Source organism: Ideonella sp. P3_A4 (genome assembly GCF_056403075.1).
This window is the reverse complement of sequence record NZ_JBFUGE010000394.1, coordinates 1-5,547: the sequence shown is the minus strand read 5'-3', so window position 1 is coordinate 5,547 and position 5,547 is coordinate 1. Positions and strand designations below refer to the sequence as shown.

The following is a 5,547-nucleotide window of genomic DNA, read 5'->3' as shown; positions in this document are numbered from 1 at the left end:
GTCCTTGTTGCCGGCATTGGTCATTGTCAACGCGGTGGTCGTGCGCAGCATCGCATTGGTACTGGCTTTGGCCTCAAGCTGCTTCTGCACCACCGGGCCGAACAGCCACAGGTTGGACAGGGCCACGCGGCCGAACCCGCTCATCTCGGGGGCCACGGTCTCGAACATCTCGCGCGCCACACCGCGGATGCCCCCGGGCAGTTGCTGGTCGTCCAGCCGCTTCAGCGCCGCGCTCATCATCGCGATCGCGCTCTCGCCCTTGGGCGGCGGCATCGACGAATGGCCTGGCGTGGCAGGCACTTTCAGCACGACCGACAGGTAGCCCTTCTCGGCGATGCCGATCAGCGCGGCCGGCTTCGATAGACCCGGCATGATGCCGTCGGTGATCAGCAGGCCTTCATCGATCACGAAGTCCATCCGCTCGCCGCGCGACTTCAGCAATGCGGCGATCTGCTTCGCGCCGCGCTCGCCGCTGACCTCTTCGTCGGCACCAAAGGCCAGATGGATCGTGCGCTTGGGTTGGAAGCCGCTGGCGGCCAGCAGCTCCATCGTCTCCATCTGCGCGATCAGGTTGCCCTTGTCGTCCCAGGCACCGCGGCCCCAGACGAAGCCGTCCTTCACCGTGCCGGCAAACGGCTGCTCGGCCCAGTCGCCTTCAGTGCCCGGCGACACCGGCACCACGTCCTGGTGCGCCGTCAACAAGATGGGCGCGAGCTTCGGATCGCTGCCTTTCCAGGTGTACAGCAGGCTCAAGCCACCGACCACCTCGCGCTGCATCACCGCATGCGCCTTCGGGTAGCGCGCCTGCAGCATCGCGTGCAGTTGCTCGAACTGGTCGGTGTTCTGCGCTGCATCGTCCTGGCTGGACACGGTGCGCGCACGGATCGCTTCTGCCAGGCGCGTCGCCGCGCCCGCCTCGTCCACCGCCAGCGGCGGTGCCGGCGGCACGTCGAGCTGGCGCGAGCCCTGGCGCAGCGTGTTGACCGCGACGGCGGCCACCAGCAGCGCCAACGCGGCCAGCACGATGAGCAGCAGACGCTTGAGCATCACAACGATCAGTTGAAGCTCTTGCCTTCAGCCACCAGCTGCGCGAGCAGCGGCGCCGGTTGCCAGAACTCGGCATCGTCGTTCGGGTTCTGGGCAAAGCGCTTCATCGCCTGCGCCACGTTGTACAAGCCGTAGGTGTCGGCGTAGCACATCGGGCCGCCGCGGTGCAGCGGGAAGCCGTAGCCGGTCAGGTAGACCATGTCGACGTCCGACGCGCGCTGCGCGATGCCTTCTTCCAACAGACACGCGGCTTCATTGACCAGCGCGAAGACCAGACGGTGCACGATCTCGTCGTCGCTGATTTGGCGCGGCGTGATGCCGGCCGTCTTGCGGTGGTCTTCGATCATCTTCTCGACCAYGGCCGAGGGAACCGCATCGCGCTTGCCGGCTTGGTAGTCATACCAACCGGCGCCGGTCTTCTGGCCAAAGCGGCCCATCTCGCACAGCAGGTCGGCCGTCTTCGAGTAACGCAGGTTCGGCTTTTCCAGATAGCGGCGCTTGCGGATGTACCAGCCCACGTCGTTGCCGGCCAGGTCACCCATGCGGAACGGGCCCATCGCGAAGCCGAACTTCTCGATCGCCTTGTCAACCTGGCTCGGCGTGCAGCCTTCTTCCAACAGGAAGCCGGCCTGGCGGCTGTACTGCTCGATCATGCGGTTGCCGATGAAGCCGTCGCACACGCCCGAGACGACGCAGGTCTTCTTGATCTTCTTGCCCAGCGCCATCACGGTGGCCAGCACGTCCTTCGCGGTCTTCTCGCCACGCACCACTTCCAGCAGCTTCATGATGTTGGCGGGGCTGAAGAAATGCGTGCCGATCACATCCTGCGGGCGCTTGGTGAACGCGGCGATCTTGTTGACATCCAACGTCGAGGTGTTGCTCGCCAGGATCGCGCCGGGCTTCATCACCTTGTCCAGCTGTTCGAAGACGGCCTTCTTGACCTCCATGTCTTCGAACACCGCCTCGATCACGATGTCGGCATCGCCGATCGCCGCGTAGTCGAGCGTGGTGCTCAGCTGGCTGATGATGGATTCGTACTTCTCGGGCTTCAGCTTGCCCTTCTTGACCTGGCCTTCGTAGTTCTTGCGGATCGTCGCGACGCCACGCTCCAGCGCGTCCTGCTTCATCTCGAGGATGACGACCGGCGTGCCGGCTGAGAGGAAGTTCATCGCGATGCCGCCACCCATCGTGCCGGCGCCGATGATCGCGACCTTCTTGATCTCGCGCAGCGGCGTGTTTTCCGGCACGTCGGCGATCTTGCTGGCCGCGCGCTCGGCGAAGAACGCGTGGCGCAGCGCCTTGCACTCCGGCGTCATCATCAGGCCGACGAACAGCTCGCGCTCATACGCCAGGCCGTCTTCGAACTTCTTGCCCACCGACGCTTCGACCGCGTCGACGCACTTCAGCGGCGCCGGGAAGTTTTTCGCCATCGCGCCGACGGTGTTGCGGGCGAACTGGAAGTAGCCGTCCGGGTTCGGGTGCTTGACTTTCAGGTCGCGCACCAGCGGCAGCGGGCGCTTGTCGGCCACCTCGGTGGCAAAGGCGATCGCGCCGGCCAGCAGGTCACCGTCGATCATCTTGTCGAACAGCTTCTGGCCCGGCAGCGAGGCCAGCAGCTCGCTCTTGACCGGGTCGCCGCTGACGATCATGTTCAGCGCTGTCTCGGCGCCCAGCACGCGCGGCAGGCGCTGCGTGCCACCAGCGCCCGGCAGCAGGCCGATCTTCACTTCGGGCAGCGCCACGTTGGCACCGGCCGAGGCCACGCGGTAATGGCAACCGAGCGACAGCTCCAGGCCACCGCCCATGCAGACACTGTGGATCGCCGCGACCACCGGCTTGCTGCACAGTTCCACCAAGCGGATCAGCGACAGCAGGTTCGGCTCGGCCAGCGCCTTGGGCGTGCCAAACTCCTTGATGTCGGCGCCACCCGAGAATGCCTTGCCGGCGCCGGTGATGACGATGGCCTTCACGTTAGCGTCGGCCTGCGCGCGCTCCAGGCCTTCGGCCACCGCCAGGCGGCTCGCATGGCCCAGCCCGTTGACGGGCGGATTGTTCAGCGTGATGACGGCCACCGGGCCGTGAAGTTCATAGCTGGCGCTCATGTGTGGGGTCCCTTCAGGGTGACGTCAGGCGTGGCAAAAATAGAACGATCGTTCGATTCTAGGGACAATCGAAAGCCCTTCAGTGTCTCTGCAGTGACAGGGGATGGGCTAGGTGAAACCCTAGTTCATCCACCCTGCTGTGAGCCTCCTCTGGCGTGTAGCCGACGCGTGCTGAACGCGTGGGTAACGGCTCGGTAACGGCCCCCTTCCTAGAGTCCACGCCAGGCTCACAAGGAGGCCGATCATGCGTGACTACGACGTCGACGACACCGCTTCGGAAGAACCCGGTGGCCGGGCCCTCAATTCCGCCAGCCGCTGGCTGCAACCTGATTCGGGCTGGAGCTTCATATCGCCGTCCTCGGTGGCCGAAACATACGTGCCGCCCAGTGTGGCGCTGCCCATGTTCGACAGCGCTTCGCTGGACCGCTTTTCCAGCCTGTTCAGCGACACGACGTTCCGCATCGACGCCTTCCAGGGCCTGGCCTGGCAGGCGCCGGCACCTCACGTCGTCCAACCCCAGGCGACCAACCCGAACATCACCGTGTCCGACGCGATCGCCGGCGAGTCCGACGGCATGCTGACCTTCGTCGTCTCGCTCGACGTCGCCTCGACCGACACCGTCACGGTCAGCTACAGCAACAGCAACGCCACCGCGGCGAATGGCAGCGACTACACAGCGCAGACCGGAACCGTCACCTTCACCCCTGGCCAGACCAGCCAGGTTGTGCAGATCCCGCTGATCGACAACGCCACCGCCGAGCCCACCGAGTACCTCAAGCTCAACATCTTCAACGCCGTCAACGGCACGATCGTGCGCCAGTTCGGCTGGGGCACGATCGTCGACAACGATGCTGCAGCAGGCACGCCGGTGGCGCGTGCGATCGACCAGGTCGTCGACGAGTCTGCCGGCACGGTGACCTTCAGCGTCGTGCTCGATCGCCCCGCCACCGGCGCGGTCAGCGTGGACGTGTCGACCGCCAACGGCACGGCGCAAGCCGGCAGCGACTATGTCGCCAAGGCCCTGACGACGGTGAACTTCGCGGTGGGGCRGGTCGTCAAGACCGTCACCGTCAACCTGACCAACGACGCCGCAGCGGAAGGCAGCGAGTACTTCGACCTCGTGCTGTCGAACGGTGTCGGCGTCACGCTGCTGCCCGAATCGCACGGCCGGGTCGTGATCGGCGCGAACGATGCGACGGCGGTGGCATCGCCACTGATCACGGTGTCCGACGCCGTCGCCGGCGAGACCGACGGCTACCTGATGTTCGTCGTCTCGCTGAGCGCGCCGTCGACCGGCGCGGTCACCGTCAACTACAGCAACAGCAATCTGACCGCCGCCAACGGCAGTGACTACCAGGCCCAGAGCGGCACGCTCACCTTTGCGCCCGGCCAGACGACGCAGACCATCCTCGTCCCGCTGCTGGACAACGCCACGGCCGAGAACACCGAATTCCTGACGATGAATCTGACCGGCGCGACCGGCGGCACGATCATTCGCCAGTACGGCTGGGGCTCGATCGTCGACAACGACGCCGCCAGCGGCACACCGGTGGTGCGCGTCAGCGACCAGGTGGTCGACGAGGCCACCGGCACCGTCACCTTCACGGTCACGCTCGACCGCCCCAGCGCCGGCACCGTCAAGGTCGACTACCAAACCGCCGACGGCACCGCCGCCGCGGGAGCCGACTACGTTGCCAGCGGCTTGCACACGCTGAGCTTCACGGCCGGCGAGGTCTGCAAGACGGTCACCATCGACCTGATCGACGACGGCAGTGCCGAGGGCGCGCAGTACTTCGACCTGCAGCTGTCGAACGCCGTCGGCGCCACGCTGCTCGCCGAATCGCATGGCCGCACGACGATCGGTGCCAACGACGCCACCGCGGTGGTCTCACCGCTGATCACCGTGTCCGATGCGACGGCATGCGAGGTCGACGGCTATCTTCAGTTCGTCGTCAGCCTGAGCGCGCCGTCAACCCAGCAGGTCAGCGTCAGCTACAGCAACAGCAACGTCACGGCCGCCAACGGCAGCGACTACCAGGCACTCACCGGCACCCTCACCTTCGCACCGGGCCAGACCACGCAGGTCGTGCGGATCCCGGTGCTGGACAACGTGACGCAGGAGGCCAGCGAGTACTTGACGCTGAACCTCTTCAGCGCCGTCAACGGCACCATCGTGCGCCAGGCCGGCTGGGGCACGATCGTCGACAACGACGCGCCCAGCGGCACGCCGGTGGCGCGGGTCGGCGACCAGGTGGTCGATGAGGCCGCTGGCACCGTCACCTTCACCGTCACGCTCGACAGGCCCAGCACCGGACTCGTCAAGGTCGACTACGCCACCGCCAACGGCACCGCGAACGCCGGGTCCGACTACGTGGCTACCGGCACGCACACGCTGAGC

At 66.2% G+C, this 5,547-nt stretch carries 3 protein-coding genes; 1 reads left to right on the top strand and 2 read right to left on the bottom strand.

Going from position 1 to position 5,547, the window contains the following annotated elements; translation table 11 throughout:
* Together AC1DYI_RS25010 and AC1DYI_RS25005 are read right to left on the bottom strand one after the other, a co-directional pair.
* Positions 1–1,047, bottom strand: a 1,047-nt coding sequence (locus AC1DYI_RS25010; protein WP_477206840.1) for a M20 family peptidase, incomplete at its 3' end; no start/stop codon positions are given.
* An 8-nt stretch (positions 1,048–1,055) separates the two neighbouring features.
* Positions 1,056–3,149 carry a 3-hydroxyacyl-CoA dehydrogenase NAD-binding domain-containing protein gene (locus AC1DYI_RS25005; protein WP_477206839.1) on the bottom strand — a complete coding sequence of 698 codons (2,094 nt, stop codon included), beginning with the start codon at positions 3,147–3,149 and terminating at the stop codon, positions 1,056–1,058.
* A gap of 244 nt (positions 3,150–3,393) precedes the next feature.
* Between AC1DYI_RS25005 and AC1DYI_RS25000 the strand changes: the two genes are divergently transcribed.
* On the top strand, positions 3,394–5,547 hold a 2,154-nt coding region (locus AC1DYI_RS25000), incomplete at its 3' end, for a Calx-beta domain-containing protein (RefSeq protein ID WP_477206838.1).